Raw genomic sequence first — 24768 nt, forward strand, 5'->3', positions numbered from 1 at the left:
AGGCCGTGGTCTGGTGTAGCCTTGGCGGCTCCAACAAGGAGAGGACATGGCTAGCAGCACGCAGCGAAACAGTCCCGCGCCCTATGGGGGCGCGGGTCCGGCCCGCAAAGTCACGCCACGGCGCCTGCAGGAAATGCGCGACGCCGGCGAGAAGATTGTCATGCTCACCGCCTATGACGCGGTCTTCGCGGGCCTGGCCGGGCAGGCCGGCGTGGATGCCGTACTGGTGGGCGATTCCCTGGGCATGGTCTGCCAGGGCCGCGACAGCACGGTGCCGGTGACGATGGACGATATGGTCTATCACACGCAAAGCGTGGCCCGCGGCCTGGCCGACTCTCCCTCTCTTCTATTGTCCGATCTGCCTTTCGGCAGCTATCACGGCGGCCAGGACGACGCCATGCGCAATGCCGTGCGTCTGATGCAGGCGGGCGCGCAGATGGTCAAGCTTGAGGGCGGCGGCTGGACCGCGCCCCTGGTGCGTTTCCTGGTCGAGCGCGGCGTGCCGGTGTGCGCCCACCTGGGGCTCACGCCGCAGACCGTGCATGCCTTGAGCGGCTATCGCGTGCAGGGGCGCGACGATGACGGCGCCGCCCGGCTCGAGCGCCATGCGCGCGAATTGGCCGACGCGGGGGCGACCCTGCTGGTGCTGGAGATGGTGCCGGCCGCCCTGTCGGCGCGCATCACCGCGGCCCTGCCGGCTTGCCACACCATAGGCATAGGCGCGGGCGCCGGCACCGCGGGCCAAGTGCTGGTGATGCACGATATGCTGGGCGCCAGCCTGGGCAAGACGCCGCGCTTCGTGAAGAATTTCCTGGCTGGCAGCGGCGGCGTGCGCGAGGCCTTCGAGGCCTATGCGCGCGCGGTGCGCGAGGGCAGCTTCCCCGACGACGCCCTGCACGCCTGGTAGCGTCTCAGCCGAACTTGCGCCGGGCATCCAGCGCCAGGCCGGCGCCGATGCTGCCGAACAGGTCGCCCTCGACGCTGCGCGCCCCGGGTAGCAGGGCCGAGACACGTTCGCGCAGGCAGGGCACGCGGCTTGATCCGCCGGTGAAGAACAGGGTGTCGACCGCGCTCACGCCGGCGTCGGCCAGCAGGCGCGCCACCGTCTTTTCGACGCGGTCGATCAGGCCGCTCATGGAGATATCGAACGCCGGGCGGTCGATGTCGGCCGCCAGTTGCGGCGCGATGCGCGCCAGGTCGATACGGGTGGCGGGCGCTTCGGACAGGGCGATCTTGGCTTCTTCGACCTGGATGGCGACCCAATGGCCCTCGCGGTTCTTGATGAGGGTCATCAGGTGGCCGATCTTGTCGCGTTCGACGGCCTGGGCCTGGATGAAGGCGAAGGTCTCGGCCGCCTTGCGGGTATAGGCCTGGTTGATGGTGTGCCAGCAGGCCAGGTTGGCGTATTGCGTCGAGGGCACGTCCTTGCCGGTCTTGAGCTGTCCGCCAAGGCCGAACAGCGGCATGACGTGGGCCAGGCTCAACTGCTTGTCGAAATCGGTGCCGCCGATATGCACCCCGCCATGGGCCAGGATGTCCTCGCGGCGGTCGGCGCGGCCGGCGCGCTGCGGTCCCAGGCGGATGAGCGAGAAGTCGGAAGTCCCGCCGCCGATGTCGATGACCAGCACCAGTTCTTCGCGCGAGATCTGCGATTCGTAGTCGAAGGCGGCCGCCAGCGGCTCATACTGGAAGGCAATGTCGCGCAGGCCCACCGCGCGGGCGATCTCGCCCAGGGTGTCCTGGGCCAGCTGGTCGGCCTTGGGGTCGTCGTCCACGAAAAAGACCGGCCGGCCGAGCACGGCGGCCTCGAAGCCGCGGCCCGCCGCGCGTTCGGCGCGGGCCTTGAGCTCGGCGATGAAGCGCGTGAGCAGCACCCTGAACGGCAGGGCGCGGCCGGCCACCTCGGTGTGGCCTTCCATCAGGGAGCTGCCCAGCAGGCTCTTCATGGAGCGCATCAGGCGGCCGTCATAGCCGGCCACATAATCGGCGATGGCCGCGCGGCCATAGCTCACCTCCTCATCTTCGTCATGAAAGAAGATGGCCGAAGGCAAGGTCGGTTTGCCGTCTTCCAGCGCGAGCAGGGCGTGCTGTCCGGGGCGCATCCAGCCGACGGTGGAGTTGGAGGTGCCGAAGTCGATTCCGCAGGCAGTCATGGAAAACCAGGAAAAAAGCGCGCTAGTGTAGCCCAGGCCGCCGCTGCCTAGGGGTATGCCGGAATGGAGCCCGGGGGGCGGCGGCCGGATAATGCGCCCAGTATCGCGCCCTTATGTTGCATGCCATGACTCCCCCGCCTCCCCTGGCCGACACCATCGTCGGTGACCATCCCTCCATCGTGGCCTTGCGCGATCTGGTGCTGCGCGTGGCGCGCAGCCGCGCCAGCACGGTGCTCATCTACGGCGAGACCGGCACCGGCAAAGGCCTGGTGGCGCGCGCCCTGCACGATCATTCGGCGCGCGCCGAAAAAGGTTTTACCGAGATCAATTGCGCCGCCATACCCGGCAATCTGCTGGAGTCCGAGCTGTTCGGCCATGAGCGCGGCGCCTTCACGGGCGCTGTCGCGCGCAAGGAAGGCTTGCTGGAGATCGCGCATGGCGGCAGCGTCTTCCTGGACGAGGTGCGCGAGCTCGAACCCATGATGCAGGCCAAGATCCTCACCTTGCTGGACAGCCGGCGCTTCCGGCGCATCGGCGCGGTGCATGAGCTGACGACCGATGTGCGCTTTATCGCGGCCACCAACAAAATCCTGCTGGGCGAGGTGGACGCGGGCAAGTTCCGCGATGATCTGTACTACCGCCTGCAGGTGGTGTCGATCAATCTGCCGCCGCTGCGCGAGCGCGGCGATGATGTCTTCGTGCTGGCCGACCGCTTCCTGGCGCGCTACAACCGGCTGCATGCCAGCGCCTTCCGGCGCATCGATCCGGCGGTGCAGGAGGTCTTTCGCCGCTATCGCTGGCCGGGCAATGTGCGCGAGCTGGGCAATCTGCTGGAGCGCATCTGCATCCTGGACAGCGGCGAGACCGTGGGCCTGGAGCATCTGCCGGCGCGCATCGTGCGCGATGCCAGCGCGCCGGCCGGCGCGGGCGACTACGCTGCCCGCACGGCGGATTTCCAGCGCCGCATGATCCAGGCGGCGCTGGCCGCGCAGGGCGGCAGCCTGGCCGCCGCCGCCCAGGCCCTGGGGCTGACGCGGCACGCCCTGCGGCACCAGATGCTGCGGCTGGATCTGGAAAAAAAGCCCGGCCGGGCCTGACGGCCGGGCCGGGGAAGCGCTGCGTCAAACCAGAATCTATTCGACGCTGATGTGGTGGCTGCGGGCCACGTCGCGCCACAAGGCATAGTCGCGGGCGACGCGCTGGCCGAATTCGGCGCTGCCGATGGCCGCGGGCACGGTGCCGTCCATGTCCAGCAGCGCGGTGCTCTCGGGCGTTCTGGCCACGCGGCCGATGGCCTGGTTGTAGCGGTCGACCAGGTCCTGGGGCGTGCCGGCCGGGGCGAACACGCCGACCCAGATATCGACCGCGTAGCCGGGCAGGATGGCCGCGGCCGGCGTCAACTTGGGAAAGGCCGGATGGGGGTCGCGGGCCGTGGTCGCCACCAGCTTGATCTTGCCCGACTGCACCAGCGGCGCCAGCGAGCTGTAGTTGGCCAGCATGATGTCGATCTGTCCGCCGGCCATGTCGGAAGCGGCATTGGCCGCGCCCTTGTAAGGCACATGGGTCATGCTGACCTTGGCGGCGTCGTCCATCATCACGGTCGCCAGGTGCGCCAGCGAGCCGATGCCGGCCGTGCCGTAGTTGAGCACGTCGGGCTTGGCGCGCGCGGCCTCCAGCACGTCGGCCAGGCTGGCATAGGGCTTGGCGCCGGTCACGCCGATGACCAGCGGCCCCTCGCCCACCATGGCCACCGGCGCGAAGCTCTTGACCGGATCGTAGGGCATGCGCGGCTGCGTGGCGGCCGAGGTCAGAAAGGTGGACGAGGTCAGCAGCAGGGTCGCGCCGTCCTTGGCCGACTTGGCCACGTAGTCCGAGCCGATGACGCCGGCCGCGCCGACACGGTTCTCGACGATGACGATGGTTTTCAGCTGTTCCGCCAGCTGGGGAGCGATCGCGCGCGCGATGGCGTCATTGCTCGCCCCGGCGCTGAAGGGCACCACGATCTTGATCTGCTTGGGCACCGGCGTGGGCGCCTGCTGGGCCTGGACGCCGGCGGTCAGCGCGCACAGCGCCAGCGCCCGGAAGATGGTTTTCATAGATTATTCCCCTTGTATAGGCCGGGGCCTGCGCCGGGCAGGCCCGCGTGCCGGTCAGCGTTGCACGGGCAGGTCCAGCAGCGGCGCGTACTGCTGGGCGCCGAAGATATCGCCATCGCCCGCCGAGCCGCTGGGCACGAGGCGATAGATGGTGAATTTGATCGCCAGGCCGGGATCGTATTCGACAAAGTCCGAGATGCGCGCGTCGGGGATGCGATAGAGCGCGGCCACGCTCTTGCGCGTGAGCGCGCCCGAGCGTTTCACCGATTCATAGGTGTCGCGGTCGCGGAAGATGATGTCGAAGGTGATCTTGTTCACGCCGGCATTCTTGCTGCGTATGGTCTTGGCGAGTTCGCTCAGTTTCTGCGTGGGCATGGCGGGTTCTCTCAGGCCTGGATGATGTGGGTTTGGATCAGTTCGAAGATGTCGTCCACCGGGATGGTGTGGTTCAGCGTCCAGCGATACGCGGCGCTGGCGCGCACGACTTCATCGAGGGGGAAGGACACCGATCCGGCCGTGCCCTTGACGTCGGGCAGGCGGGCATAGAACATCTGGCGCAGGCCCGTCAGGGTGAGCTCTTCGGCCATCTCGGCCGTGGGCGCCACGCCTTGCACCATGATGCACAGCTCGTGCGCCGGCTGGTCGCGCAGCGGCTCCAGGTCGCCCATGACGCCGTCGCGGCCATAGACCTTGTAATGCAGTTCATAGCCGTTGTCGCCGAAGCGTTCGCGGACTTTGTCGCGGGCCCAGCCGATGACGCGGTCGATGTTGGCGATGGTGTAGGGATCGCGCACGCCGCACAGGCCGATGTAGCGCTCGCCCACCTTGCCCGAGCCTTCCAGTTTGACGGTCAGGCGCTCCGAGGGGATGAAGCGCGAGCCGGTGATGCGGGTGGTCTTTTCGTCGAGCTGCTCATAGTGGCATTCGCGCATATCCAGTTTGCCGCCGGCGAAGAATTCTTCGTAGGGGTTGGAGCGCTCATACATGGCGTGGCCGGCCACCGAGGCGATGGTGCAGCGCTGCTCGGGGTGCATGGCCGTGACGCGCACGTCCTCATGGCTGATCTCGCCCATCACGGTTTCCTTGCCGCCATAGGGTTCGGCGCAGAACGACGCGCATTCCAGCACCTTGCCCAGGTAATAGGCCTGGTCGGCGGCAAAGCCATGATGCAGCGCGGGCGCGGCGAACACGGCGGCATCCGAGCTGCGTCCGCCGATGATGACGTCGGCGCCGGCTTCCAGCAGCTTCAGATAGGGTTGCACGCCGGCTACGGCGACGATCCGCGCGGTGGCGTCCAGCTCGGCCTCGGTCAGGTCGGCGTAGCCGTCCAGGCCGACGATGGCCGCGCCCGCGCGCATCTTGCCGCGCACGAACTCCGGATCGACCTCGGAATAGAAATAGCCGATCTTGAACGGCGCCAGTCCATGCTTGGCGGCCAGTTCGCGGATGATGCGCACATAGAGGTCCACCCGGCTGTTCGAGCCGGTGTCGCCGGCCGAGCCGATGATCATGGGCACGCCCTGGCTGCGCGCGGCCAGCAGCATCTGCTCCAGGTCGTGCCGCTGCCAGGCCTCGGGGCTGGTCGAGGTATCCGAACCCAGGGGCACGGGGCCCACGTCGTCGCTGCCGGAGTCGGCGGCGATGTAATCGGGCCGGGCGCGCACGCCGGCCTGGAAACTCTCGGTACGCAGGGGGGCGAAGCCCAGGTGTCCGTTCGGACAAATGATTCTCATGGAGCGCATCTTTTGACTCGGTTGAGGAAGGCCGCACAGGGCCGGGATGTCTCGGATAACGCAAACTCCGTGCCAACCGCGGCTTGCGGAAAATATGCCGAGGAATCAAAGCCTTGATGCGTGGACGCGACACCGTGCGCCGCTGATGCGCGTGCAATTCGCGCATCATGCGCGAATTGCACGCATGAGACCGGCGGCGCCGTGGTCGTCCGGCTCAGGCCGCCATGGCCCAGCGCCCCTTTCCGGCGCTTTTGGCCAGGTAAAGCGCGCGATCCGCAGCCTTGAGGATGTCGACCATGTCGTGGCCGTGCTGTGGAATGAGGGCGATGCCCAGGCTGGCGGAAATCCCCACCTCGCCGGCTTCGCCCAGTTCATAGGGTTTGCTGACGTCGGCGATGAGGCGTTCGCCCAGCGCGCGCGGGTCCGCGTGACGGTCGACGCGCAGCAGCAGCACGAATTCGTCGCCGCCGATGCGGGCGATGGCGCTGCCGTCCGGCGCGAGGGCGCACAGGCGCTGCGCGACCTCGCGCAGCAGCCGGTCGCCGCTGGCGTGCCCGCTGGTGTCGTTGACCGCCTTGAAGCCGTCCAGGTCGAGGTAAAGCAAGGCGTGCTGCTCGCCGCGCTCGCGCGCCAGCGTGGCGGCCTCGGACAGGGCCAGGCTCAAGCCCAGACGGTTGAGCAGGCCGGTGAGAAAGTCGCGCCGCGCGCGTTCGTCGTTTTCGCGTTCGGCCCGCATGGTGGCCACCAGCATGGCGTTGAGCTTATAGGCCGCCACGGTCATGCTGGCGATATAAAGCGGCAGCTGCATGCCGATCACCCACAGCTGCCAGCCGGCGTTGAAGATCGGCACGGCGATGCAGGGCCCCAGGGCCAGGATGACCATGGCGGCCGTCAGGCGCGGCGCGCCGAAGTTGCGAAAGCAGATGCCGCCCACCATGGCCGCGGCGGACAGGCAGGTGATGGCGATGGCGATCCAGTCACCGCTCAGGGCGCTGATGGTGATGCCATAGCCGACACTGCCGGCCCATCCCAGGGTGAGCAGCAGATAGACATCGGTATGAGTGGCGCCGCCGCGCCGCGCATGGCGGTGCGCCGAGATCAGGATGCCGCCGCGCGTGATGCAGATGAAGAGCTCCAGCGCGACCCAGCCGTAGAAGATGGGCGTGCCTACGCGCCAGGCCAGGACGGCGGCGACCATGAGGCTGTTGAGCACGCCGCCGATGAAGATGGATAGGGTGCCGAACAGACTGCCGATCAGGGCGCGCTGAATGTCGAGGGGGACGTCCTGTCCGGGATGGGCCAGCCACCGCGTCAGACGCCAGGTCGGCATGGAGTAGGTGCTACGGGTCGGGAGCATGCGTGGCGGTCGTGGCGGGCGGACTAGAGATATAGCCCGCCCGCATGGCCATCGCAAGAGCCGGAGCGGCATTTTTTTTCTTGCCGCGGCGGCGCGTCAGACCTGCCAGCGCAGCACCCATGCCTGGCGCTGTCCGCGGCGCAGCCGCCCCGTGCCCAGGCGCAGCAGCGTGGTGTAGAGACCCTGGCGGCCTTGCACCGGCCGCGGTCCGGTGGCGCAGACGGCGACGCTGCCTTGCGCCAGGGGCAGCACCATGGGGCGGGACTGCATGCGCGGGCGCTGTTCGACGGCGATGGCGTGGCCGCCGTCGAAATCCTGGCCCGGCGCCGACAGCAGGATGAGCAGCTGCAGGGGAAAGACATCCGGCGCGTGGCTGGCCGACAGCGCCAGGGCCTGTCCGGCCGCCAGCGTCTGCTCTTCCAGCCGCGGCCGGCGGGCCGTGGGGGCGCCGGCCGCCTCGCCCAGATGGGCCTGCCATTGCCGCGCCAGCGGTTCGAGGCGGTCGCGCAGCGCGGCGGCCCAGGCCGGCGGCCTGCCTTGGCGCAGGGCCGCGCGCGCCGCCTCGTCCAGCCGTTCGTCCAGCAGGGCCCAGCCTTCGCCGGCCAGGCGGCTTTCCAGCGTCGGCATGGCTCAGGCCGCCAGCGCCTGTTCGCGGCGCAGCAATTCGCGCTTGCGGGCCACGCCCCAGCGATAGCCCGACAGCGCGCCGTCGTTGCGCACGACGCGGTGGCAGGGGATGGCCACGGCCAGCATGTTGGCGCCGCAGGCCTGGGCCACGGCGCGCACGGCCTTGGGGCTGCCGATGCGGCGGGCGATGTCGCTGTAGGAGGCGGTTTCGCCGGGCGCGATCTGGGTCAGCGCGCGCCAGACGCGCTCCTGGAAGGCGGTGCCGCGCACATCCAGCGGCAGGTCCACGGGCGCGCCGGGCGCCTCCACCAGGCCGACCACGGTGGCCATCATGCCCTCATAGGCCGGATCGCCGCCGATCAGCTCGGCCTTGGGGAAGCGGTCTTGCAGGCTCTGCAGCAGCGGCTCGGGGTCATCGCCCAACAGGATGGCGCAGACCCCGCGATCGCTTTGCGCCACCAGGATGGCGCCCAGCGAGCATTGCCCGATGGCGAAGTAGAGCCGGGCATTGGCGCCGCCTTCGCGGTACTCGCTGGGCTTCATGCCCAGCATGCCGTCGGCGGCGGCATAGAAGCGGCTGTTGGAGTTGAAGCCGGCCGCGTAAAGGGCGGTGGTCACGTCTTCGCCGCCGTCGAGCCGCCGGCGCAGGCGGCGGGCCCGGTGGGCCTGGGCATAGGCGCGTGGCGTCAGGCCGGTGGCGGCCTTGAAGACACGGTGGAAGTGGTAGCTGCTCACGCCGAGTTCGGCCGCAAGCTCGTTCAGCGAGGGCAGGGTGTCGGCCGTCTCGATGCGGCGGCAGGCCTGGGCGACCCAGCCGGCATGGGCCCGGCTGACGCGGGCCTGGACCTGGCTGGGCCGGTAGCCGGCGGCCTCGGCCTCCTGAGCGGTGGCGAAGAATTCGACGTTCTCCGGACGCGGCAGGCGGGCCGGATTGCCCGGGTGGTTGTAGACGCCGGTGGTCTTGACGGCATAGACGAAGCGGGCGTGAGGATCGCGGGCGATCACGGCGGCCCAGCGGGGATCGGTGTCGGTGAGGCGCGTGTTCATGGCGGACTCATGAAAAACAAGGTAAGACCACTGTAGACGGGCGCGGGCCAGGGCGCACTCCGCGTCTTGCGGCCGAATTCCCGCGCCGCCCCGTCCAGGCTACTGTACCGCGGGCCCCGCCCGGCGCAGGGTGAGGTTGATGCGCTGGCGGCCCACCACGGGATGCTCGCCTTCGGCCAGCGGCAGGATGCCGTGAAAGCGCAGCCGGTCCGCGCCGCCCCAGACGGCGACATCGCCGTGCCGCAGCGGCACGCGGGCGCAGCGGTCCTGGCGGCGCAGTCCGCCAAACAGGAAAACCGCCGGCAGGCCCAGCGAGACCGAGACGATGGGGGCGCCGAAATCCGCTTCATTGCGGTCCTGGTGCAAGCTCATGCGCGCGCCGGGCGCATAGTGGTTGATCAGGCAGGCATCGGGCCGGAATCCCGCAAACCCGGCCATGGCGGCGGCTTCGGCCGCCAGCTCGGCGAATACGGCCGGCAGGGGCGGCCAGGGCAGGCCGCTTTGCGGGTCATGGGATCGATAGCGATAGCCCTGCCGGTCCGTGGTCCAGCCCAGCTCGCCGCAATTGGTGATGGCCGCCGACATGGTGAAGCCGCCCGGCGTCAGCATATGGCGCGGCGGCGCGCCGGCCTCGATGTCCGCCAGCGCGGCGAGGAGACGCTCGGCCCGCGCCAGGGCCAGGCCGCGCAGCACGCAGGCCTGGGGCCCCAGCGCGATGCGGTTGTCGTCGGCGAAGAGTTCGGCCTGCATCTCAGGAAGCGTCGTGGAAAATAATACCCAGGGTGTGGCGCTGGCCGGCCCGCACGGCGGCCACGCCATGGCGCATGGCGCGCCGGTGCCAGCCGCGCGGGCCGGCGGCCGGCCGGTGGTGCACGGCAAAGACCAGGGCGTCGCCCTGGGCCAGCGGCAGCACATCGGCCTGGGGCGGATGTCCGGCGCGCTGCTCGGTCATGACGAATTCCCCGCCCTCGAAATCCACGCCGGGCGTGGACAGCAGCACCACGCATTGCAGCGGGAAGACTTCTTCGCCGTAGAGGTCCTGGTGCAGGCAGTTGTAGTCGCCGGCGCCATAGCGCAGGATGAGCGGCGTGGGCCGGGCCTGGCCCGCCCGATGGCAACGAGCCAGGTAATCGGCATGTTGCTCGGGATAGTCGGCCGGCTGTCCCAGGCGCCGGGCCCAGTCGCGCGCGATGGGCGCCAGGCGCGCATACAGCGCCGCGCGCCACAAGGCCAGGGCCGCCGGCAGCGGGTAGGCGAAGTACTGGTATTCCCCCTGGCCGAAACCATGGCGCGCCATGACCACGCGGCTGCGGTAGCGGCCGCCGCCGGCGTCATAGGCCCGCGCCAGCTGGCGGCATTCGCCGGGCCGCAGCAGGGCGGGCAGGATGCCGCGGCCCTCGGCATCCAGGGATTGCGAGAGCGCGGCCCAGTCCTGGGCGTCAAGGCGCTGGTCGATGCGGCGGGAGAGATCGGCGGTCACGATGGATGGCGCTTGCGGTGGACAACTCAGTCTAGACGGCGCGCCGGCGGCGCGCATCCCATGTCTTGCGCCCGAATTCAGCGCCGCAGCGCGGCGCGCAGCCAGGCATGGCAGCGGGCCACGGGCGGGCGCTGGGCCGCCGTGTGGGCCAGCAGGGCGATCGAGCGCTCGGTGGCGGGCTCGCCCAGGCCCAGCACGGCCAGCGAACCGGGCCGCTGCGGCAAGGTGTACAGGCGCGAAATCAGGCCCACCCGCTGGCCGGCCCGCACCAGGCTGTAGAGCGAGTCGGTGTAGTGCAGGGTATGCACTTGGTCCGCGGCCAGGCCGTGCTGGGCCAGCGCGGCCAGGATCATGCTGTGGGTGCTGCCGCGCGACAGCATGGCCAGCCGCTCGCCCGCCAGGTCGCGCCAGTGCAGGCGCGGCCGTCCGGCCAGTCGGTGTCCGGGCGCCAGCACCGCGACCAGCTCGTCGCGGGCGATTTCCTGGGCTTGTATCTGCGGCGGCAGCCCGAAGTCCAGACCCAGGCCCAGATCCAGGGCGCCGTTCTGCAATCCGCTGATCAGCTCGTCGTTCAGGACATCGCGCAGCTGCAGCTCGATGTCCGGATGCGCGGACTGCCAATCGGCCAGCAAGGGCGCGATCAGCGGCATGGTCGAGGGAATGCAGCCGATGCGCACCACCGCGGCCTCGGCGTGCAGCAGCCGGTGCAGCTCCTGCGCGCCCTCATCGAAGGTATTGAGCATCCATTGCGCCTGGGCGTAGAGCGCGCGGCCGGCCTGGGTGAGCCGCACATGGTGGGTGCTGCGGTCAAAGAGCGGCGCGCCCAGAACGGCTTCCAGCTCCCGGATGGCCGAGGACAGCGCCGGCTGGCTCAAGGCCAGGGCCTGGGCGGCCCGGCTGAAGCTGGCGTGCCGGGCCACTTCGACAAAGCCGCGCAGCTGGCGCAGGCTGGGCTGCCGGTGCGGCGCTTCAGGCGTCATGATGAGGGCTGCTTATAAGATAAATGGATTAATCTATAAAAATATATCACTTCAGTTATTACGCGCCCGTCCTTACGATGGCCCCGCCCGCCGCCTGCGCGGCTTCTTCCGATTGCCTCCCATGTCCAAACGCCTGTCTTTTCTCGCGGCGGCCCTGTTGGCGCCGCTGTTGGCCGTGTCCGCCGCCTGCGCGGCCGCGGCCTGGCCTGCCGCCAAGCCCATCACCCTTATCGTGCCGGTGAGCGCCGGCGGCAATGTCGACACCACCGCGCGCCTGGTGGCGCAGCGTCTGGGCGAGCGCCTGAATCAATCCATCGTCGTCGAGAACGTGGCCGGCGCCGGCGGCGTGGTCGGCGTGGGCAAGGCCATTCATGCCCAGCCCGACGGCTATACCGTGGTGATCGGCTTCGATGGTCCGATCAGCGTCGCGCATCTGATCAATCCCGCCGTGCGCTACGACGCCGAGCAGCGCCTGGCGCCGGTCGGCCTGGTGACGACCGCCCCGGTGGTCATGCTGGCCCGTCCCGGCCTGGCCGTGAATTCCATCGAAGAGCTGCTGGCCCTGGCCCGGCGCGAGCCCGGCAAGCTGACCTACGCGACCTCGGGCGTGGGCACCGTGCTGCACCTGGCCGTGGAAGTCATGCAGGAGCAGGCCGGCGTGAAGCTGGTGCACGTGCCCTATCGCGGCGGCGCGCAGATCGCCAACGATGTCATGGGCGACCAGGTGGACCTGGGCATGCTGGTGACCACCAGCGCCACGCCCCTGGTGCAGCAGGGCAAGCTGCGCGCGCTGGGTGTCACCTCGGCGGCGCGCGCCAGTTCGCTGCCGCAGGTGCCGGCCTTTGGCGAGACCGCCGCGCTCAAGGGTTTTGACCTGAATACCTGGACCGGCCTGTTCGTGCCGGCCGGCACGCCGCCTGAGATCATCGCGCGCCTGAACGAGGCGCTCAATGCCGTGCTCCAGCTGCCCGAGGTGACGGCGCGCCTGAAGGACGGCGGCGCCACGCCGGGCCAGGGCAGCCCGGCCGCCTTCGCCGACTTTCTCAAGAAAGAACAGGCCACCTACGCCCGCATCGTGGCCAGCGCCCGCATCACGCAGGAGTAGCCGATGAGCATGCTTCCCGAGGTCGCCGCCATCCAGGACGAGATGGTGGCCCTGCGCCACCGCCTCCATGCCCATCCCGAATTGGCCTATGAAGAAGTCGCCACCGGCGACCTGGTGGCCGAATGCCTGCGCGCCTGGGGGTATGAGGTGCATCGTGGCCTGGGCGGCACGGGCGTGGTGGGCCAGCTGCGCCGCGGCAGCGGCACGCGGCGCCTGGGCCTGCGCGCCGATATGGACGCCCTGCCCATCCACGAAACCACCGGCCTGCCCTACGCCAGCCGCCTGCCCGGCAAGATGCACGCCTGCGGCCATGATGGCCATACCGCCACGTTGCTGGCGGCCGCGCGCGTGCTGGCCGAGCGCGCGGTTTTCGATGGCACGCTCAACCTCATCTTCCAGCCGGCCGAGGAAGGCCATGGGGGCGCGCAGCGCATGATGGCCGACGGCCTGTTCGAGCGTTTCCCTTGCGACGCGATCTACAGCTTCCACAATGAGCCGGGCTATGCCGCCGGCCAGTTCGGTTTCCGGTCCGGCGTGATGTACAGCTCCTCGGATACCGCCATCCTGACCGTGCGCGGCGAGGGCGGCCATGGCGCCATGCCGCATGTGGCCGTGGACCCCATCGTGGCCGCCGCGCATATCGTGCTGGCCCTGCAGACCATTGTTTCGCGCGAGATCGATCCCAACGATATGGCGGTCGTCACCATCGGCGCCATTCATGGCGGCGATGCGCCCAATGTGATTCCGGCCAGCGTGGAGCTGCGCCTGACCATACGCGCGCGCCGGCCCGAGACCCGGCAGCTGCTGCGCGACCGCATCACGGCCATCGCGCAACAGCAGGCCGCCGTTCATCGGGCCACAGTCGAGGTGGACTACCGCTGGCGCTATCCGCCGGTCATCAACGATGCCGCCGCCACGGACTTCGCGCGCGAGGTGGCGCGCCAGTCGCTGGGCGAGGCCGCGCTGATTGCCGACCTGCAGCCGCTGCAGGCCAGCGATGACTTCGCCTTCATGCTGCAGGCCGTGCCGGGCAGTTATTTCATTGTCGGCAATGGCGAGGGCGAAGGCGGTTGCATGGTGCACAACCCGGGCTATGACTTCAACGATGCGCTCCTGCCGCGCGTGGCCACCTATTGGGTGCGCCTGGCCGAGCGCTTCCTGGGAGGCGCCTGATGTCGCAAGCCTTCGATCCCACCACGGCCTATTGGCAGGAGATCGTGGTCTTGCCGGAGGCGCCTCGCGGCCCCTATCGCCGCAGCTATCCGGCGCGCCTGCCCGATGGGCGCTATCTGGTGCTGCCCTTGCGCGGCGTGCCGGGAGACAGCGAGCGCTGCGTGGCCTCGCTCATCGCCAATCACGCGGCGTTGGACGTGGTCGAGACGCTGGCGGGCTTCATGGCGCGGCAGGCGCGGCACTTTGCGGCCGAGGTGGTGGTGGGCCTGCCCACGCTGGGCCTGGCGTTCGCGCCCCTGGTGGCGCGCGGCCTGGGCTTTAGCCGCTATGTGCCTTTCGGCTATTCGCGCAAATACTGGTACGACGATGCCCTGGCCGTGCCGGTGCGTTCGCTGACCACGCCAGACAGCGCCAAGATGCTTTATGTGGATCCCAATCTGGCCGGCAGCCTTCGCGGCCGGCGCGTGCTGGTGGTCGATGACGCCGTCAGCACCGGGCAGACCATGGCTTCGGCCTTGACCCTGCTGGCGCGTTGCGACGCCGACGTGGCCGGCGTGGTCGTGGCCATGCGCCAGGGGCAAGGCTGGCGCGCGCTGCGCGACGCGCGCGGGCGTCCGGTCGAGGTGGAAGGCGCCTTCGATTCGCCGCGTATGCGGCGTGTCGAGGGCGGCTGGATGCCGGAATGAAGACCGCGTCCGCTCGGGGACAGGCGTGCTGCAAACAGCCGGCGGCGCGTTTCGGGGGGGCTAGGCCGTGAGGCGCGTGCTCGTCAGCGCCTGCCTGTTGGGCCAGCCGGTGCGCTATGACGGCCGCGACGCGGCGCGGCCGCATCCCATCCTGCGGCGCTGGGCCGACGAAGGCCGCATCGTGGCGCTTTGCCCCGAGGTGGCGGGCGGCCTGTCTATTCCGCGCCCGGCCGCCGAGATCGAGCCTGGCGCCGATGGCCGGGCGGTCTGGCAGGGGTTGGCGCGCGTGCGCCAGCGCGATGGCGGCGACGTCAGCGCGGCCTTCGTGGCTGGCGCCCGCCAGGCGCTCGAACTGGCGGCCCGGCACGATATCGCCGCGGCGGTGCTCAAGGAAGGCAGCCCTTCCTGTGGCAGCGGCCAGATCCACGATGGCCATTTCCAGGGCAAGCGCGTGGCGGCCATGGGCGTGACCGCGGCCGCGCTGGCGCAGGCCGGCCTGCCGGTCTTCAGCGAACACCAGCTCGAAGCCGCCGACGCCTGGCTGCGCGCCCAGGACCGCTGCTCCGCTCCCTGATTCTTGCCTTCTGTCCGGGTATTCCCGTATTCCATACATAGTTGCGTACGCAACTAGGAGGGCATATAGTTGCGCACACAACCATATGATATCTGGAGACTGGCATGTCGCAAGGCGATCGTGTACCTGTTCTTATCGCCGGCGGCGGCCCGGTGGGCCTGATGCTGGCCTTGCTGCTGGCCCGCCAGGGCATCGCCTCGGTGACAGTGGAAGCCGATGCCGGCTATTGCGAAGGCAGCCGTGCCATCTGCATGTCGCGCCGCTCGCTGGAGATCCTGGCCTGGGGCGGCGTGGACGGCCCGGTGCTGGAAAAAGGCCTGCCCTGGAGCGGCGGACGCAGCTATTACGGCGATCGCGAGGTCCTGCATTTCGAGATGCCGCATGAGCCCAGCCAGCGCTTCGTGCCCATGGTCAATATCCAGCAGTACTACATCGAGGAATACATCGACCAGGCCCTGCGCGAGCACGCCGGCCTGGCGCAAGTGCTGTGGAACAGCCGGGTGACCGGCCTGCGCCAGGACGGCGAAGGCGCCACCGTGACGGTGCAGACGCCTGAAGGCAGCCGCGAGCTGCGCGCCGGCTGGGTCGTGGCCTGCGATGGCGGACGCAGCACGGTGCGCGAGCTGCTGGGCCTGTCCTTGAAGGGCATGCAGTACGAAGGGCGCTATGTGATCGTGGACATCCGCCAGAAGAGCCGGCGCGCCACCGAGCGCCTGGCCTGGTTCGATCCGCCGTCCAATCCGGGCTCCACGCTGCTCATGCACCGCCAGCCCGATGATGTATGGCGCATCGACTATCAGATCCGCGACGATGAGGATCCGGCCGAGGCGGTCAAGCCGGAGAACGTGCTGCCGCGGGTGCGCAGCCACCTGGCGATGATAGGCGAGGATGAGCCTTGGGAGCCCTTGTGGATATCCATCTACAACGCCAAGTGCCTGACGCTGGACAACTACCGTCATGGGCGGGTGCTGTTCGCGGGCGACGCGGCGCACCTGGTGCCTATTTTCGGCGTGCGGGGCCTGAATTCCGGCCTGGACGACGCGGCCAATCTGGCCTGGAAGCTGGCCGCGGTGCTGTCGAACCGCGCCGGCGAGGCGCTGCTGGACAGCTACAGCCAGGAGCGCGTGGCCGCCGCGCGCATGAACATCGCCTACGGCGCCAAGAGCACCGAGTTCATGGCGCCGCCGGACTATGGCTTTGAACTGCTGCGCCAGGCGACGCTGCGCCTGGCCCTGCGCGAGGAAGGCGTGCGTTCGCTGATCAACCCGCGCCAATCCGAGCCGGTCTTCTATCGCGACAGCGCGCTGAACCTGGCCGATGGCGCGCCGGACGCCGGCGCGCAGGCCGCGCCAGGCATGCCGGCGCCCGAATGCGAGCTGAGCGAGGGCGGCCGCCGGCGCCACCTGACGGAATGGTTCGGCAAGGATTTCACGGTGTTGGCGATAGGCGATGAAGCGCCGGCGCTGGCGTCTTGCCAGGGCGCGCAGCTGCTGCACATCGGGCCGGGGACGGCCGTGAGCGACAGCGGCCAGTTGCGCGAGCGTTATGGCCAGGCACGGCTTTACCTGATCCGTCCCGACGGCTATGTGTTGGCGCGCTGGAAGGAGATCGACACGCAAGCCCTGCGCCAGGCATTGGCGTCGTTTGGAATCTGAGGCACAAGGCCATGACCCATCAAGAACTCGACCAGGTCTATACCGAGCTGGCCCATACCCTGAGCCGCGCGGGCGAAGCGCGCGCGCCGCTGCTGCTGTCCATGGTCTGTCTGGCCTTGTTGAGCCGGCAGGACGACGCGCCCGCGGCGCTGGAGATCATCCGCCAGGCAGAGCAATCGCTCTGACCCGGCGCCCCGCAGTATCCACAAAGCAAGAAAACATAAAACCCCGAGGAGACATCATGATGTTGCGAAAAGCGGCGGCGTTTGCGGCCGGCCTGACCCTGTCCATCCTGGCCGGCGCCGCGAATGCGGCCGGCTATCCCGAGCGCCCCATCGAATGGGTCGTGCCCTATCCGGCCGGCGGCGGCTCGGACATCGTGGCGCGCACGCTGTCCGAACCCATGGCGCGCGAACTCAAGCAGACCCTGATCATCTCCAACAAGCCGGGCGCGGCCACGGCCATCGGCGCCGACTACGCGGCGCGGGCCAAGGCGGACGGTTATGTGATGCTGACGGGCGATACCGCCACGCTGGCGGCCAATCCTTCGCTCTATCCCAAGCTGGCCTATCAGCCGCAGCGCGATTTCGACGCCGTGGGATTGATGACGCGCTTTTCCATGATCCTGGTCGTGCATCCTTCGGTGCCGGTCCAGACCTATGAGCAGTTCGTGGCCTGGGCCAAGACGCAGAAAGACGGCGTGCCCTATGCCACGCCGGGCTCGGGCAGCCCGCATCACCTGGCGACCGAGCTGTTGCGCGCCCGCACCGGCCTGAACCTGGTGCATGTGCCCTATCGCGGCGCGGCGCCCGCCGTGCAGGATGTGGTGGGCGGCCAGGTGCCCATGATGTTTGTCGACTCGGCCACCGGCATGCAATACATCGCCTCGGGCAAGCTGCGTCCCATCGCCGTGGCCAGCGACAAGCGTCCGGCCGGCTTCCCGCAGGTGCCCACCCTGATCGAATCGGGCCTGGACGGTTTCGAGGCCTATGCCTGGCAAGGGCTGGTGGTGCCCAAGGGTACGCCGTCCGATATCGTCGCCACGCTGAACCGGGCGCTGCAAAGCGCGCTGGCGCAGCCCGCGGTGCGCGAGCGCTTCGCCGCCATGGGGTTGGAGACCCTGCCGGGCACGCCCCAGGCCATGGCGAGCTATGCCGCCGAAGAGCAGGCCAAATGGGCCAAGGTCATCAAGGAGGCCGGCATCAAGGTGGATTGATGGCGGCTGGCTTGTGGCACACTCGCAGCTTCTTATGAGGTACGCAGACCATGTCCAACGATAGCGCCGTCCATGATGATCTGCCCGCGCTGGATCGCTTCCTGACCTATCGCATGCATGTCGTCAACAAGATCAGCGATCGCGACAGTGCCCAGGCCTACGCCGAGCAATACCAGCTGCCCATCGGCGAGGCGCGCTGCCTGGCGGCCATCGGCCGCTTCGCGCCGCTGTCGGTCAACGACCTGGCGCTGGCGGCCAACCTCAACAAAGGGCAGGCCAGCCGCTGCGCCCAGGCCTTGAGCGATGCCGGCCTCATCCGCAAGGCGGTCAGCCATGTCGATGGGCGCGGCGTGGTGCTCAGCCCCACGGCCAAGGGCCAGAAGCGCTATCGCCAGCTCATCGAGCTGATCGCGCGGCGCAACGAAGAGATCTTCGGCTGCCTCACCGCGCGCGAACAGGCCGAACTGAGCCGCATGCTGGACAAGATCATCAGCCACCTGCGTCCCGCGGAGGGCTGAGTTCAGCGCATCAGCACCAGCAGGGCGCCGGCCTCGCGCGGATGCGGCAACACCTCGGCCTGCACGCCATAGACATGGCGCAGATTCGCCGGCGTCAGGACCTCGGCCGGCGCGCCCTCGGCCACCGCCGCGCCATCGGCCAGCAGCATGATGCGGTCGCACCAGCGCGCGGCCAGGTTGACGTCATGCGCGATGACCAGCACGCCCGCGCCCTGCTCGCGCGCCAGCTCGCGGGCCGTGCGCAGCAGGTCGATCTGGTGCCGGGGATCGAGGTTGGAGATGGGCTCGTCCAGCATCAGGTAGCGCGGCTCGCCGGCGGGCGCGGCCTGGCATTGCGCCAGCACCCGCGCGAATTGCACGCGCTGCTGCTCGCCGCCCGAGAGTTCCAGATAGCGCCGTTGCGCCAGATGGCTCACGCCGGCCTGGCGCAACGCCTGCTCGCAGAGCTGGCCGACCTGCCCGGGGCTGAGTTCGGGAAAGGGATAGGCGCCCATGGCGACGACTTCTTCGACGCCGAGATCAAAGGACAGCGAGGGCTTTTGCGGCAGCACGGCGCGCAGCCGCGCCTGTTGGCCGGGCGCCAGCTGGCGCAGGGGCCGGCCATTGATCTCGACCTGGCCGCTGACGGGCGCCAGCTCGCCGGCCAGGCAGGCCAGCAGGGTGGACTTGCCGGCGCCGTTGGCGCCCAGCAGGCCCAGCACGGCGCCCGGCGCGAGGGTGAGTGAGACCTGGGTCAGGATGCGCTTGCCGCCGCGCTCCAGGGTGAGGTGATGGGCTTGGAGTGTCATCAGTAGCGGCGTCCGCGGGCCAATAGCCACAAAAAGAAGGGCCCGCCCACCAGCGCGGTCACCAGGCCGATGGGCAGCTCGGCGGGCACGACCACGATGCGCGCCAGCCAGTCGGCCAGGGCCAGCGCCACCGCGCCGGCGAGGATGCAGGCCGGCAGCAGCCAGCGGTGGTTGGCGCCCAGCGCCATGCGCACCAGGTGGGGCACGACCAGGCCGACAAAACCGATGCCGCCGGTCGCCGCGACCAGCGGCCCCACCACCAGGGCGGTGACGACGATGAGCTTGCGGCGCAGGCGCGACAGCGCAAAGCCCAGGTGCTGGGCTTCGCGCTCGCCCAGCAGCAGGGCGTTGAGGGCGCGCCACTGGCGCATCAGCCACAGGCACCAGAACAGCGTCCAGGGCGCCAGAAAGGCCAGTATGGGCCAGCGCGCGCCGGCCAGGCTGCCCATGTTCCAGAAGGTGAGGTCGCGCAGCTGCGCATCGCTGGCGATGAAGGTCAGCAGGCCGATGAGCGCGCCGCAGACCGCATTGATGGCGATGCCCGCCAGCAGCAGGCCGGCCACGCCTTGCACGCGCCGGCCCAGCGTATAGGCGCAGGCGGTGGCGGCCAGGCTGCCCGCGAAGGCGGCCGAGGCGGTCAGGAAGAAGCCGCCCGCGCCCAGCACGATGGCGGCCACCGCGCCCAGGGCCCCGCCCAGCGAAATGCCGACCAGGCCGGGTTCGGCCAGCGGATTGCGGAATAGCGCCTGCATGGTCGCGCCGCAGATGGCCAGGGCCGCGCCGGTCACCAGCGCGAACAGCACGCGCGGCAGGCGGATGTCCCAGATGATGTTGTGCCACAGCGTATCGTCGGGGCCGGCCTGCCCGCCAAGCAGGCGCGGCAGCGCCGCCAGCGGGATGGACACCGCGCCGCTGGCCGTGGCCAGGCCCAGCACCACGATAAGCGCGAGCGCCAGGCCGCCCAGGATCCAGCGCGCGCGGACCGGCTCAGTGGGCGGCGTCATGCTGGATGCAAGGCTGTTGTTTGAGAAAGCGGATGGCCTGGCCCAGGCGCGGGCCGGTGCCCAGCGCCAGCAGGTCGTCCATGGCGATGATGCATTGCTGGCGGGCGGCCGGCGTGTTGGCCAGCCCGGGCTGCTGGTAGAGCTTGTCCAGCCCGCCGGAGGCCGCGACCGAGGCCGAGGTCACGATGATGGCCTGCGGCGCCAGCGCGCCTATGCCTTCGGCCGACACGGGTTTGTAGCCCTGCTGTCCGGTCATGACATTGTCCAGGCCGGACAGGCGCAGCAGCAGGTCGGCCGCCGTGCCGCCGCCGGCGGCCTGGGGCGTGCCGGTGCGGTTCATGAGCATCACGGCCCGCTTGCCCGAGGCCGGCAGGGCCTGGGCCGCCCGCAGGTCCCGCCGCACCTGGGCCAGCAGGCGTTCGCCTTCGGGCCCGGCCTGCAGCGCATCGGCGATCTGGCCGATGCGGGTTTCGAGAGACTGCAAGGATGGTTCGTCGGAGACGCGCAGCACGGTCACGCCGACGTCGGCCAGGCGCTTGAGCGCATCGGGCGGCCCGGCCTGCTCGGAGGCCAGCACCAGGTCGGGCTTGAGCGCCAGCACGCCTTCGACCGGGACGCTGCGGTAATAGCCCACGCGGGGCAGCCGGGTGGCGGCGTCGGGATAGATGCTGGACAGGTCATCGCCCACCAGCATGTCGCCCTTGCCCAGCGCGTAGACGATTTCCGTCACGCTGCCGCCCAGTGTCACGACACGTTCGGCCGCCGCGGCCGGCAAGGCCAGGCAGGCTGCGAGCGCGGCGCCCAGCAGTCTTTTCATATGCACCTCAAGCGGCCAGGGGTTGTTCGCACAGGCCGAGCATCAGCTGTCTCCAGGCGGGCAGCTCGGGCTTGCCGGGCTTGCGTTCGCCAAAGAATTGCACGATCAGCTCGCCGTTGGCCGCGTAGAGCTCCAGCGAGGTCACCCAGCCGTCGGAGGTCGGCCTGTTGACCACCCAGGTCTGGGCGACGGCGTCCGTGTTCAGATGCAGATTAAAGCGCGGATCGAGCACATTGAACCAGGGCCCGGTGCGGCGCAGCGCATGCACCGGGCCGGTGTGGATCTGGATCATGCCGCGGTTGCCCACGAAGCACATGATGGACAGCCCGCTTTCGGCCGCCTGCCCGAGCATGCGCTCGACGGTGTCGGCCGGCACGATCTGGGCCAGGTCGCTGCCGGCGGCGGCCAGCGCCGCCTGGCGCGCCACCTTGAATTTGCGCAGCAGCGGAAAGAACTCGTGCGTGTCCTTCATGGCCAGCCAGGCCTCGCGCAGGGCCTGCGGATCGGCCACGCGGCGGTCTTCGACGGTCGCGGCGATAGGCTCGGGGACGGGCCAGGCCGGCGCGCCGGCGAATTTGTCGATCAGGGCCTGCCAGGCCGCCGCGTCGCTGGCTTCGGTGCGGTAGACCTTGTGCACCGCCACGCCCTCGGCGTCGAAGAATTGCAGGCTGTGGTGGTTGTCCTGCTCGACCGCCCAGACCGAACGCCAGCAGTTGAAGAAGACGCGCAGATCGATGTCCGGGCCAAGCACCAGGCCTACCGCGCCCTCGGCCTGGATGTCCTCGTAGCGGCCATGGCGCTCGTGCACGCACCATTCGTTGCGGGTCAGCGCCATGACTTCGCCCAGGGTGCCCAGCTCGCGGAAGACGGTCCGCGGGTCCGCCGCCAGGGCGGTCACCCGGGCGGCGCCACAGCCGGCGGCGATCCACTCGGCCTCGCTCACGCCCAGCGCCTGGGCCGCGTTGCGGGCGCGCTGCCCGGGCTGGCTGGCGGCATAGGCATCGTGGCGGGCGCGCAGATCGCTGGCGCGCTGCTCAAAAGAAAGATCGGTCATGCGGTTTCTCCTAGGTCCGGCGGGCGGGTCCCGATCCCGCCCGCGCAAGGGGGGATCAGTATTGATAGGTCAGGGACAGGCGCACGCTGCGGCCGGGTTCGGTGTACCAGTCTACCGGGCGCGGGATGGCCGTGGCGCCGGCGGTCGGCACATTGATGGCTTCCCAGTACTTTTTGTCGAAGAGGTTGAAGACGCCCAACTGTAACTGCATGCCCTTGACGGCGGCAGGCCGCCAATAGGCCATCAGGTCGACCACGCCATAGCCCGGGGCCTGGAAGTCGGGATAGCGCACGCCCGGGCCGGCATCCGGATACGACACCTTGTCGCGCTTGCGCGCGGCCGTCAGCAGCGCGTCCACGCCCCATTGATCGCGCGCATAGCCCAGGCCCAGCACCGCCTTCAGGGCGGGGATGGCGTTCAGGTATTGGCCCTTGCCCTGGTCCTTGCCCACGGCCCAGGCCAGCGAGCCCCAGGTGCGCCAGTTGGGCGCGAATGTCCAGTGCGCGGAAGCCTCGGCGCCATAGATGCGCACGCGATCGCGGTTGGCGATGCCGATCACGCCCAGCGGATACTGCCCGGCCCAGCCCGGCTGCCATTGCGGCGAGGACGGGTCGAGAGGGACGTTTTTGTCGATGAAGTTCTGGTAGCGGTTGTCGAACAGGGAGAGCGCGCCGCCCAGCGCATCGTCGCCCAGTTTGGCGCCCAGCTCCCAGCCCTTGCTGACCTCGGGCTTGAGGCCGGGGTTGCCCACGCGCAGATAGGTGCCCGCGCCGCCGTAGTTGGTGTAGAGCTCGCTGGCATTGGGGGCGCGGTAGCCGAAGCCGTATTGCGCGTAGAGCGTGAGATCTTCGCGCGCTTTCCAGCTGCCCAGCAGCTTGGGCGAGAAGCGGCCGCCCGATGAGGCGGGCGGCAGCGTGCCCCGGGAGTTGGCATTGTTGCCATAGCCGTCGCTGGACTGCGGCTTTTGCGCGTAGTGGTCGTAGCGCAGCGAGGGGGTCAGGGTGTAGCGGCCGTCGCCGAAGCCGAATTCATCCTGGGCCCAGAAAGCAAACTGGCTGCCCTTGACCCGCGGCATGTCGGCCTGGTTGGTGTGCAGCAGCTCGCATGAGCGCGGGCCGAAGGGCGCTCGCATGCCGGCCGGGATGGCCGGGCAGTTGTCGTAGCCGTCGGAGTATTGCTGGGTGCGGTTGCCCATCCATTCGCCGCCCAGGGTCAGGCGCTGCGTGACGGGGCCTTCGAAACGGCGGCTGGCTTCGGCGCTCACGCCGAAGAGCGACTCGCGGATGGAATTGCCGCGTCCATAGGGCCCGTAGGGATAGCCATAGCGGTGGGGATCGTTGGGGATGATGAAGGCGCGGCTGTTCTTGCTGCGTTGGCCGTCCATGGCATTGTCCAGCGTGACGCGCTGCCAGTAGACCTTGGCCGTGGCGCTGTCGATCAGGCCGCCGGCGGCCGGGGCGATGTACTGGTAGTCCAGCGACACGCGCTCGCGCCGGGTGGTCTTGACCGTCGAGTTTTCGCCATACAGATAGTTGGTGCCCCGGCCCTGATCGAACATATTGTCCAGATCGCCCTGGCGCTTGAAGTATTCGCCCGTCAGGCCGAAGCGGTGGCCGCCATCGATTTTCTGCTGCAGCTTGGCCAGGAAGTTGCGCTGGGTGTAGCGCTCGGGCGTGGGTTCGCTGCGCCGGGGGCCATAGCCGCCGACGTCGCCGCGGTTGTCCAGCGCATGGCCGGCGCGGGCGCCCGCTTGGATCAGCCAGGCGGTGTTGTCATGGAGGCGGCCGGCCAGCGCGGCATTGACGCCGCGGCTGGTGTCGGCCGAGTCGTAGTCGGTCTTGGCCAGCGCGCCCAGGTCGCTGCCATCGCGCAGCAGGTCGGAGGGGTCCAGTGTGTGCAGATCGGCCATGCCGCCCAGCGCGCCCGAACCGGCCTTGGCCGAATCGGCGCCGCGCACGATGTCCAGGCGCGACAGCGTGTTGAAGTCCACGGCTTCCAGGCCGCCCTTGACGCCGCGCGCGCCGTCATCCAGGAAGGGCAGGCGGATGCCGTCGATGCGGGTGAGCACGCGGTCCTGATCCAGGCCGCGGATATTGATGCTGTTGTTCTGGCGGTTGAAGGCCACGCCCGGGTCCAGGCGCTTGCCGACATCGCTCCAGCTGTAGGCCATGGCCGCGTCCAGCGCCGGGCGCGACGTGCTGCTGACCCAGGCGGGGTCGGCGCGCGTGCTGGCGCCCTCAACCAATACCGGCGGGAGCTGGTGCACGGCATCGGGGCGCAGCACATAGGTGCCGTCGCCCTGGCGGCTGGCCACCAGCGAGGTGTTCGACAGCAGCCGGGCCAAGGCTTGTTCGGGGGTGTAGCTGCCGCTCAGGCCCGGGCTGGTGAGCCCGGCCACGGCCGAGGGCTCGTAGAGCAGCGTCAGGCCGGCCTGGTCGGCATAGCGCGCCAGCGCGTCGGCCAGCGGCGCGGCGGCGATCTGGTAGGTCTGGGGCGCGGCGCGCTGGGCCAGGGCGGGCGCGCAGACGCTAAGCGCCAGGGCCAGGGAGGTCAGCGCCCCGGCGCGCGCCGGGGCCGAAAGAAAGCGAAGTCGTACAGATGCCATGAGGTCTTTCCGGTCAGGGGTAGCCGTTGCCATTGCTTCCCATGACCGCCGAGCGGTTCAAATCGGACAGCTCATGCGCCGTTTTTTTGTAACAGGGATC

At 69.5% G+C, this 24768-nt stretch carries 25 protein-coding genes; 10 read left to right on the forward strand and 15 right to left on the reverse strand.

Features of this window, described 5'->3' with window-relative positions:
- The first annotated feature begins 46 nt into the window (after window positions 1-46).
- A complete protein-coding gene (gene panB, locus L540_RS05570) occupies window positions 47-907 on the forward strand; it encodes a 3-methyl-2-oxobutanoate hydroxymethyltransferase (protein WP_043210381.1) in 861 nt (286 codons plus the stop codon).
- Window positions 908-911: 4 nt separating this feature from the next.
- Here panB and L540_RS05575 read toward each other — a convergent pair whose 3' ends face one another.
- Window positions 912-2153 carry an Hsp70 family protein gene (locus L540_RS05575; RefSeq protein ID WP_043210379.1) on the reverse strand — a complete coding sequence of 414 codons (1242 nt, stop codon included), beginning with the start codon at window positions 2151-2153 and terminating at the stop codon, window positions 912-914.
- Window positions 2154-2278: 125 nt separating this feature from the next.
- On the opposite strand from L540_RS05575, the gene L540_RS05580 reads away from it, so the two are divergent.
- Window positions 2279-3250, forward strand: a complete 972-nt coding sequence (locus L540_RS05580) for a sigma 54-interacting transcriptional regulator (RefSeq protein ID WP_043211078.1) — start codon at window positions 2279-2281, stop codon at window positions 3248-3250.
- 36 nt (window positions 3251-3286) lie between these two features.
- Here L540_RS05580 and L540_RS05585 read toward each other — a convergent pair whose 3' ends face one another.
- The 9 genes from L540_RS05585 to L540_RS05625 form a co-directional block, all read right to left on the reverse strand.
- The gene (locus L540_RS05585; protein ID WP_043210377.1) at window positions 3287-4249 is read right to left on the reverse strand and encodes a tripartite tricarboxylate transporter substrate-binding protein; all 963 of its coding nucleotides are present in this window, start codon (window positions 4247-4249) and stop codon (window positions 3287-3289) included.
- 54 nt (window positions 4250-4303) lie between these two features.
- Window positions 4304-4624, reverse strand: coding sequence for a DUF4387 domain-containing protein (locus L540_RS05590; RefSeq protein ID WP_029577660.1), 321 nt, complete (start codon window positions 4622-4624; stop codon window positions 4304-4306).
- Window positions 4625-4635: 11 nt separating this feature from the next.
- Window positions 4636-5991, reverse strand: a complete 1356-nt coding sequence (locus tag L540_RS05595; protein ID WP_043210372.1) for an acyclic terpene utilization AtuA family protein — start codon at window positions 5989-5991, stop codon at window positions 4636-4638.
- A gap of 205 nt (window positions 5992-6196) precedes the next feature.
- On the reverse strand, window positions 6197-7339 hold the full coding sequence (locus L540_RS05600) for a GGDEF domain-containing protein (protein ID WP_043210370.1): 1143 nt from the start codon (window positions 7337-7339) through the stop codon (window positions 6197-6199).
- 96 nt (window positions 7340-7435) lie between these two features.
- Complete coding sequence (locus tag L540_RS05605; RefSeq protein WP_043210368.1) at window positions 7436-7966, reverse strand: 2OG-Fe(II) oxygenase; 531 nt, start codon at window positions 7964-7966, stop codon at window positions 7436-7438.
- A gap of 3 nt (window positions 7967-7969) precedes the next feature.
- Complete coding sequence (gene ada / locus L540_RS05610; protein WP_043210366.1) at window positions 7970-9013, reverse strand: bifunctional DNA-binding transcriptional regulator/O6-methylguanine-DNA methyltransferase Ada; 1044 nt, start codon at window positions 9011-9013, stop codon at window positions 7970-7972.
- 99 nt (window positions 9014-9112) lie between these two features.
- Window positions 9113-9763: a DNA oxidative demethylase AlkB gene (gene alkB, locus L540_RS05615; RefSeq protein ID WP_043210364.1), complete on the reverse strand. Its 651-nt coding sequence runs from the start codon at window positions 9761-9763 to the stop codon at window positions 9113-9115.
- Window position 9764: 1 nt separating this feature from the next.
- Window positions 9765-10493, reverse strand: coding sequence for a 2OG-Fe(II) oxygenase (locus tag L540_RS05620; RefSeq protein WP_043210357.1), 729 nt, complete (start codon window positions 10491-10493; stop codon window positions 9765-9767).
- 77 nt (window positions 10494-10570) lie between these two features.
- Window positions 10571-11473 (reverse strand): LysR family transcriptional regulator, encoded by a 903-nt coding sequence (locus L540_RS05625; RefSeq protein ID WP_043210354.1) that lies wholly within the window; start codon window positions 11471-11473, stop codon window positions 10571-10573.
- A gap of 121 nt (window positions 11474-11594) precedes the next feature.
- Between L540_RS05625 and L540_RS05630 the strand changes: the two genes are divergently transcribed.
- From L540_RS05630 to L540_RS05660, 8 genes are all read left to right on the forward strand, one after another.
- The gene (locus L540_RS05630) at window positions 11595-12578 is read left to right on the forward strand and encodes a Bug family tripartite tricarboxylate transporter substrate binding protein (RefSeq protein WP_043210351.1); all 984 of its coding nucleotides are present in this window, start codon (window positions 11595-11597) and stop codon (window positions 12576-12578) included.
- A 3-nt stretch (window positions 12579-12581) separates the two neighbouring features.
- On the forward strand, window positions 12582-13751 hold the full coding sequence (locus tag L540_RS05635; protein ID WP_043210348.1) for a M20 aminoacylase family protein: 1170 nt from the start codon (window positions 12582-12584) through the stop codon (window positions 13749-13751).
- Window positions 13751-14437, forward strand: a complete 687-nt coding sequence (locus tag L540_RS05640) for a phosphoribosyltransferase (protein WP_043210347.1) — start codon at window positions 13751-13753, stop codon at window positions 14435-14437. The genes L540_RS05635 and L540_RS05640 overlap by 1 nt, the downstream gene beginning before the upstream one ends.
- A 67-nt stretch (window positions 14438-14504) precedes the next feature.
- Window positions 14505-15011: a 2-thiouracil desulfurase family protein gene (locus tag L540_RS05645; RefSeq protein ID WP_043210344.1), complete on the forward strand. Its 507-nt coding sequence runs from the start codon at window positions 14505-14507 to the stop codon at window positions 15009-15011.
- 104 nt (window positions 15012-15115) lie between these two features.
- Window positions 15116-16666 (forward strand): FAD-dependent oxidoreductase, encoded by a 1551-nt coding sequence (locus L540_RS05650; RefSeq protein WP_082149557.1) that lies wholly within the window; start codon window positions 15116-15118, stop codon window positions 16664-16666.
- 11 nt (window positions 16667-16677) lie between these two features.
- On the forward strand, window positions 16678-16851 hold the full coding sequence (locus L540_RS21880) for a hypothetical protein (protein ID WP_165590411.1): 174 nt from the start codon (window positions 16678-16680) through the stop codon (window positions 16849-16851).
- Between the two features lie 56 nt (window positions 16852-16907).
- Complete coding sequence (locus L540_RS05655; RefSeq protein ID WP_043210342.1) at window positions 16908-17882, forward strand: Bug family tripartite tricarboxylate transporter substrate binding protein; 975 nt, start codon at window positions 16908-16910, stop codon at window positions 17880-17882.
- Window positions 17883-17932: 50 nt separating this feature from the next.
- Window positions 17933-18400 carry a MarR family winged helix-turn-helix transcriptional regulator gene (locus L540_RS05660; RefSeq protein WP_043210340.1) on the forward strand — a complete coding sequence of 156 codons (468 nt, stop codon included), beginning with the start codon at window positions 17933-17935 and terminating at the stop codon, window positions 18398-18400.
- Window positions 18401-18402: 2 nt separating this feature from the next.
- Here the strand turns inward: L540_RS05660 and L540_RS05665 are convergent, their stop codons facing one another.
- From L540_RS05665 to L540_RS05685, 5 genes are read right to left on the reverse strand one after another with little or no spacing between them, the layout of a single operon-like run.
- The gene (locus L540_RS05665) at window positions 18403-19188 is read right to left on the reverse strand and encodes a heme ABC transporter ATP-binding protein (RefSeq protein ID WP_043210339.1); all 786 of its coding nucleotides are present in this window, start codon (window positions 19186-19188) and stop codon (window positions 18403-18405) included.
- The gene (locus L540_RS05670) at window positions 19188-20192 is read right to left on the reverse strand and encodes a FecCD family ABC transporter permease (protein WP_043210338.1); all 1005 of its coding nucleotides are present in this window, start codon (window positions 20190-20192) and stop codon (window positions 19188-19190) included. Before L540_RS05670 ends, L540_RS05665 begins: the two co-directional genes overlap by 1 nt.
- Window positions 20176-21009: a heme/hemin ABC transporter substrate-binding protein gene (locus tag L540_RS05675; RefSeq protein WP_043210337.1), complete on the reverse strand. Its 834-nt coding sequence runs from the start codon at window positions 21007-21009 to the stop codon at window positions 20176-20178. Before L540_RS05675 ends, L540_RS05670 begins: the two co-directional genes overlap by 17 nt.
- Window positions 21010-21016: 7 nt before the next feature.
- On the reverse strand, window positions 21017-22063 hold the full coding sequence (locus L540_RS05680; protein ID WP_043210336.1) for a hemin-degrading factor: 1047 nt from the start codon (window positions 22061-22063) through the stop codon (window positions 21017-21019).
- Between the two features lie 55 nt (window positions 22064-22118).
- Window positions 22119-24668 carry a TonB-dependent receptor gene (locus L540_RS05685; RefSeq protein ID WP_231584741.1) on the reverse strand — a complete coding sequence of 850 codons (2550 nt, stop codon included), beginning with the start codon at window positions 24666-24668 and terminating at the stop codon, window positions 22119-22121.
- Window positions 24669-24768 lie beyond the last annotated feature (100 nt).

Source organism: Bordetella pseudohinzii (assembly GCF_000657795.2).
GTDB classification, from domain to species: Bacteria; Pseudomonadota; Gammaproteobacteria; order Burkholderiales; family Burkholderiaceae_B; genus Bordetella; species Bordetella pseudohinzii.

What these genes read in the sequence shown, in the direction of transcription:
- panB (WP_043210381.1), top strand. Translation starts at nt 47, where the DNA reads ATGGCTAGCAGCACGCAGCGAAACAGTCCCGCGCCCTATGGGGGCGCG.
- L540_RS05575 (WP_043210379.1), bottom strand. Translation starts at nt 2,153, where the DNA reads ATGACTGCCTGCGGAATCGACTTCGGCACCTCCAACTCCACCGTCGGC.
- L540_RS05580 (WP_043211078.1), top strand. Translation starts at nt 2,279, where the DNA reads ATGACTCCCCCGCCTCCCCTGGCCGACACCATCGTCGGTGACCATCCC.
- L540_RS05585 (WP_043210377.1), bottom strand. Translation starts at nt 4,249, where the DNA reads ATGAAAACCATCTTCCGGGCGCTGGCGCTGTGCGCGCTGACCGCCGGC.
- L540_RS05590 (WP_029577660.1), bottom strand. Translation starts at nt 4,624, where the DNA reads ATGCCCACGCAGAAACTGAGCGAACTCGCCAAGACCATACGCAGCAAG.
- L540_RS05595 (WP_043210372.1), bottom strand. Translation starts at nt 5,991, where the DNA reads ATGCGCTCCATGAGAATCATTTGTCCGAACGGACACCTGGGCTTCGCC.
- L540_RS05600 (WP_043210370.1), bottom strand. Translation starts at nt 7,339, where the DNA reads ATGCTCCCGACCCGTAGCACCTACTCCATGCCGACCTGGCGTCTGACG.
- L540_RS05605 (WP_043210368.1), bottom strand. Translation starts at nt 7,966, where the DNA reads ATGCCGACGCTGGAAAGCCGCCTGGCCGGCGAAGGCTGGGCCCTGCTG.
- ada (WP_043210366.1), bottom strand. Translation starts at nt 9,013, where the DNA reads ATGAACACGCGCCTCACCGACACCGATCCCCGCTGGGCCGCCGTGATC.
- alkB (WP_043210364.1), bottom strand. Translation starts at nt 9,763, where the DNA reads ATGCAGGCCGAACTCTTCGCCGACGACAACCGCATCGCGCTGGGGCCC.
- L540_RS05625 (WP_043210354.1), bottom strand. Translation starts at nt 11,473, where the DNA reads ATGACGCCTGAAGCGCCGCACCGGCAGCCCAGCCTGCGCCAGCTGCGC.
- L540_RS05630 (WP_043210351.1), top strand. Translation starts at nt 11,595, where the DNA reads ATGTCCAAACGCCTGTCTTTTCTCGCGGCGGCCCTGTTGGCGCCGCTG.
- L540_RS05635 (WP_043210348.1), top strand. Translation starts at nt 12,582, where the DNA reads ATGAGCATGCTTCCCGAGGTCGCCGCCATCCAGGACGAGATGGTGGCC.
- L540_RS05640 (WP_043210347.1), top strand. Translation starts at nt 13,751, where the DNA reads ATGTCGCAAGCCTTCGATCCCACCACGGCCTATTGGCAGGAGATCGTG.
- L540_RS05650 (WP_082149557.1), top strand. Translation starts at nt 15,116, where the DNA reads ATGTCGCAAGGCGATCGTGTACCTGTTCTTATCGCCGGCGGCGGCCCG.
- L540_RS21880 (WP_165590411.1), top strand. Translation starts at nt 16,678, where the DNA reads ATGACCCATCAAGAACTCGACCAGGTCTATACCGAGCTGGCCCATACC.
- L540_RS05655 (WP_043210342.1), top strand. Translation starts at nt 16,908, where the DNA reads ATGATGTTGCGAAAAGCGGCGGCGTTTGCGGCCGGCCTGACCCTGTCC.
- L540_RS05660 (WP_043210340.1), top strand. Translation starts at nt 17,933, where the DNA reads ATGTCCAACGATAGCGCCGTCCATGATGATCTGCCCGCGCTGGATCGC.
- L540_RS05665 (WP_043210339.1), bottom strand. Translation starts at nt 19,188, where the DNA reads ATGACACTCCAAGCCCATCACCTCACCCTGGAGCGCGGCGGCAAGCGC.
- L540_RS05670 (WP_043210338.1), bottom strand. Translation starts at nt 20,192, where the DNA reads ATGACGCCGCCCACTGAGCCGGTCCGCGCGCGCTGGATCCTGGGCGGC.
- L540_RS05675 (WP_043210337.1), bottom strand. Translation starts at nt 21,009, where the DNA reads ATGAAAAGACTGCTGGGCGCCGCGCTCGCAGCCTGCCTGGCCTTGCCG.
- L540_RS05680 (WP_043210336.1), bottom strand. Translation starts at nt 22,063, where the DNA reads ATGACCGATCTTTCTTTTGAGCAGCGCGCCAGCGATCTGCGCGCCCGC.
- L540_RS05685 (WP_231584741.1), bottom strand. Translation starts at nt 24,668, where the DNA reads ATGGCATCTGTACGACTTCGCTTTCTTTCGGCCCCGGCGCGCGCCGGG.